The following is a 5,508-nucleotide window of genomic DNA, read 5'->3' on the forward strand; positions in this document are numbered from 1 at the left end:
CATGCCGTCGTTATCGTCATCGCTGTCGCACACATCGCCTAAACCATCGCTATCGGTGTCTAGCTGGTCTTCGTTAGCTATGGTTGGGCAGTTGTCAATAAGATCTAGAATACCGTCGCTATCACTATCGGCTTCACTTTCATCTTTAAAAACAAACCTCAAGTTATCTATCCAAACACCATCATTACCGCTGCTATTTGAAGGTCCTTTTTGGTAGATAAAACTTACAGCATGGGCGCCTGCAGGAACACTCATAACAAGCGTCTCCCAGTCAACAAAACCCGACCGCTGAGCCACTATTTCATCGTCTACTTTTATAAAAAATAGATCCTCACCTAATTCACTATCGATATACGCATCAAATTGAAGTTCCGCACCAAAGCCAAAATTTCCGACTAACAACGCTTCTATCTCCGTGCTATCGGGAGGTCTCTGTATGTAAAGAGAACGACTTTGCTCTGTACTTCTTCTAACTGACGTATCCCATAAACCAGGACGCCAATAATCATATACAAGGGCAAGCTCGAAAGATTCTGCCGTTTCACTGTATATGGACTCCAAATTCGTAAAAAAAGAGGAGTTATTATTAATAAAATCGATGAAGTCGCGCTTTCCGTTGTTATCTCTATCTTCAAATGCATCTGATGAAACATAGGGATTATAGTCATTATCAACTTCATAGCTGTCTGGTAAGAAATCATTATCGTCGTCGTGATCGATTTCGTCACCGATTGAATCCCAATCACTGTCGGTGCTTTCAGATGCGTCAAAAGGAAAGGAATCAGCGTAATCGGAGGTGCCGTCACTATCAGAATCTTCAAGAGTAATACCCGAGCCCAAGTTAATTCTTATTAACTTAGTTTGGTCGTGAGCGAGAGCGTCGGCGGGGGCGATTTTGTTATCTTTAGTTCTAAGCACTGCGTATTGCCCGTTTCCACTTGCTAGGAAAACAGGGCTAATGCGTAGAGCATGTATGGCATTAAAATCATTACTTTTGCTGACGTAATTGACGCTATTCGCAATTGTATCTGCTCGATATATTGGTATGCTTCCCCAAAGTCCGTCACCAGCGCTGCTATCTTTATCAAATCTTCCTATAATGCCTTTGCTTTCAACAACTTCCCTGTATTTTTCAAAAAATAAGTATTCACCGTTAAGGCTTATTGTGTCGCCCCTAAGTTGTTTAGAGTGCAAAGGGCTTCCAAAGCCATCTTTGACCGTAATAAATTCAACATTATCGTTTTCAATAGAATAACGTAAATCGACAGTTGGCCCGACACCCCCGCCCGGATTTTTAAAATCAGGGGCAAATGCTGCGGCAAGCCCAGAAAAGTATACGAATTTACCATCAGAAGTAATTGCGTTGAGCGCTGGTCCTGTGTCGGTATCAGGTATGCTGTTATCGAGTGCGCGTCCAATTAGACTAGTTTTTTGTGTTTTCCTATCTTTTAAAAAAACGTTCCTGTAGAAGATCATATCGTCATTGGGTGCTAAGCCTTTATAAGATGCTTCGAAGGCAACATAACGACCATCTGCACTAACGGCGGCATTAACCACACCGGGCGCGGTGCCATTACCTTGGGAAATGGGTATATCCCCATAACTGTCTGTTGATACACGCTCTAAGTTTTCTGCTTCTCTGTCGTATAAATAAAGGATTCTTCCACCTCTGGACGCTGTTCCATTGTCACCCTTTATTTCTGGCCGCCCGTCAAGACTCGAGCGCGTGGTAAACAGAACAAACCTACCTGTGGCAGAAATAGATAAGTGGGTTATTCTGTCTAAATTAACTAATGGGTTTCCGTCCAACTCATTGGTCAATGCAGCTATGATACCCTGCTCCATTTCACCTGTTTTGATGTTGTAAATGTCTATTTCAGCGTCACGCGTTCGACTTGAAAAAGCTACAGTACTACCATCCGCGGATAAGGCTGCAACTCTTGTCCACTCGCCATTAATTTTTTGAGAGACCTCAGCATTCATGTCACGTAGATAGAGCGCAGCTTCCGATAAATCATTTGCGTATTCTTGAAAAAGTATCAAATTGCCATCTGCGGAAATTCCCATAGGTTCAACGCTGTCGTTAAAAACAGGGGCATTTGTCTCGTCTCTGCTTACAAAATCTAGCGCAATATCCGGTGGCGTATCAGGTTCACCAAGTACTTGAAAAGCGATGTTATCAATATAGACTACAACACTCGTATCACCTGCGGGGTTAGGCGACTGCATTGATAAGTCAAGTCCGTTGAGAGGAGAAATTATAGCGTGTTCACCAGCAACGTCCCACTTACCTGTATATATTGTGTCGTGGTAGCCTGAGCTTATATTTGCATAATTTAAGCTAATAGAGCGCTCCACGCCTTCAGGTCTAGCGTGGAAGATAATTTGCTCATTAATATTAGGTACGTTGAAAGAAACGTTAATTTGGCGTGTTGTATCGTCAACGGTTATCGCAAGAGCAGTAGAGCCACTTACACCCCTACCAGGTGCTAAACTGATCTTCCCGCTCGTTACGCTGATAAAACCCAAATCAGTTTGGTTTTCAAAGTTTAAAACTTTTGTGGTAATAATCGGATTTTCACGAATATCATCTGGCGCTGTATTTGAAAGATATTCAGCTAAATTTGAATATCCATCACTATCGAAGTCATCCATTGCATCATTTTCGGTGGTATCTAGTCCATAAAAAGCCTCCCATTCATCATCCATTCCATCGTTATCTTCGTCGACAAATGTTAGGCCAATACTTTTTCCAGAACTGGTGAATGCGACTTGAGGAGCTGAGATCAATAATATAGAAAGCATGAACACTGCTGTGTTCGCCGTTATTTTTAAAAATCTAAAATGCGTGCATTTTCCTATGAACCGACTAACAAACATTAGGGAGCCCCTTTAATATCTAAATCCCATACGGTCACACACTGCTCTGCCGAATCGTCACGTGTATCAGTTGTTGTTATCGTGCCTGTAATTTCTATGTTGCTATCTGTCTTAGACGCAATTGACAAATCGAAAACGTCGTTCTCATAAGTAAGGTCAATGGTTTGTTCAACTGAATTGTAGTTTCCACCTATAGGAGTAGGTGTGCCTTCCCCTTCAATATCCATAGTTAAAACAGCGCGCTGTGCAAACTCATCTAAGGTAAGCTCGCCAACCTCTGAACCTTCTAAGCCCACATATTCTTCATCGGTATTACAGATACTGCCTTGTTGGCTAGTAATAACGAAGTCTATTGTCAAAACATAATTGAGTATTTCTGGTAAGGGAAAAGTGATAGGTTCAACGTGCAACACTTGGTTTACAACATCGTAAGCCATAAACTGAGATGGCTCGTTGGTAGAAGTGGCTATCAAGCCTATGTTAGGTTTCACTTGCCACGTTGAGCCCAAGTCCAATATTGTTTCTGAAGAAAAACCGTCGCGGCTAGATTTTAAAGCAATTTCATAATTGGTACGTTTACCGAGTAAAGCAAGGTCATTTAGTCCGTCGCCATCTACATCTTGTAAAATATGAAGGCTTACATCACTCCATTTGTTCGCCCAGCTGACATTATTAAGTGTTGAATTACGGTCTTGACCATCTTTAATTTGCAGCTGCCAACGGTTTTTCTCTGCGTTGAATCCACCCAATGCAAATTCCGCTACGCCATCGTTTGTATAGTCGTTAACTTGCCCAAAAGTAATGTCAGTTAAATCAGGCCACGCATAAATACTCAGTGCACCTCTAGGTGAAAGCCCACTTTTAATTATTAGCTGCCAACGGCCATCAGCATCTGCTTTACCCAACAATGCCCAATCTGACGTTCCGTCCAAGTTGAAGTCACCCACGTCATGCCAACTCGTATTATTCCAGTTACTAGGAAATGTATAAGCGCTAAACTTATCGCTAGGTGTGGTGCCGTTAATTACCCTTACCTGCGGTTTACCGTTTTTACTAATTGTTCCAAACAAAGCAACTTCGTTTGTGCCATCAAGATCTACATCAGTAAAACTAAAATAAGTTGGTTTATTCCAAAGTGCAGGGAATGCAAACGTATTAACATTCCCGTTTGTTAAACCATTTCGCACAACAAGTTGAGGACGTAAGCCTTCTTTAAACAAGCCCTGTAAACCAATTTCGGCAACACCGTCGCCTGTCATGTCTGGCAGCACAACAACAGAGGTATTAGACCAGTTAGCTACCCAGTTAAGAATGCTCACTCTATTACCCGTTGCAGTATCTTTTATGCTTAGTTGAGGTTTGCCTTCGTTGCCAGTGCTAGAGCGTATACCAAACAAGCCTATTTCAGGAGAGCCATTGCCATTCATATCCGGCAGCATATACAGAGAGACTTGGCTATAACTGCCTTGCCATGTTACCGAAAAAGTATTATCCAATGCTGTTGCAACATAGCGCTCACCTTCGCGATCAAAGCTGAACAAAACTGGCTTATTCACGTCGCCGAATGTATGAACAACTTCACCCACGTTGGATGGTTGTAATTTAGATGCTTGCCAGTTATTTTTTATCGACGGTATATCTCCTACTCGGTAAGCATTAGTTTTTTCCGGTATGCCTGCCCAAGCCCAGTTTACACAATCTTCATTGTCATCAAACTGAATGCATTCAGCTGTTTGAGTATCTACATAAGGAGAGATCAAAAAACCGCCAGTGTCACCAAATGCACAATCGCCGCCTCCGTTTTCATAAAAGCCATCAAAGCCTTCAGCACATACCCAAAAGTCAACTGTCTCACCCGATAAACTCATTCGGGGAGCATCTTCGGGATCAGCAGCACGAATATCTGTTTTACCTGAAATGTTGTAGCTGATGCCTGATAAGTCGGCTCGAATAAATCGCTCAATAAGTACGGTATCGCCATCTTCTGCGAGCCTTCCTTCAACTACGCCGGAAAGTATTTCACCTGCGGTTCCACGTGCAGATGCATCGAATGTATAGGAAAAGGAAAATTGCTCACCTGCTTGAATTAGAAAAGGTGTTAAAGCGAGTGATAGGATAAAAGTTAGTTTTGAGCCATTAAAATTTTGGGTAGAAAGTAGATGTAGCATGTCAAATCCCTCTGAATGTGTTGGTTAAATATCGATCAGTTGGCGCGGTTAGTCAAATTGTAATGATTGTTACTTTCTGGTTTCTTCAAAAAAAATATTCGCATTAAAAAGCTATTGCGTTGAATCGAGAAGAGGGTTTTCAATTAGTCTTGGTATTTAGCTGTAGGTAGGGATTTTATAAAAACAGCCAGCAAGTAATTTGCTGGTAAAGCTGTTACAAATATAGGGGGTGATTGGTTTAATTTTGAACTTTGAAAAAAATATGTGCTACTCTCCTTAGAACATTATTTACATGGATGGTTAAAGTGATGTATCAAATTGAGTGCTTAATACCATCCCAATTTAACTGAACTTGGTGATGGAAATGAAAAAAACTATATCGCTATCTATCTTAGCTGCATTATCTACCCCACTAACTGCACAAGAATCAATCAGGGTGAGAGCATGAATGCTTAATTTT

The 5,508-nt window shown here is 41.6% G+C and carries 2 protein-coding genes; both read right to left on the bottom strand.

Annotation, left to right across the window (positions count from 1 at the left end; translation table 11 throughout):
• A partial coding sequence (locus tag ACX5KA_RS10535; RefSeq protein ID WP_458731097.1) for a thrombospondin type 3 repeat-containing protein occupies positions 1 to 2,805 on the bottom strand: 2,805 nt, incomplete at its 3' end.
• A gap of 74 nt (positions 2,806 to 2,879) precedes the next feature.
• Complete coding sequence (locus ACX5KA_RS10540) at positions 2,880 to 5,048, bottom strand: hypothetical protein (protein WP_458731098.1); 2,169 nt, start codon at positions 5,046 to 5,048, stop codon at positions 2,880 to 2,882.
• Positions 5,049 to 5,508 lie beyond the last annotated feature (460 nt).

The sequence above is a fragment of the Alteromonas alvinellae genome, assembly GCF_902705805.1.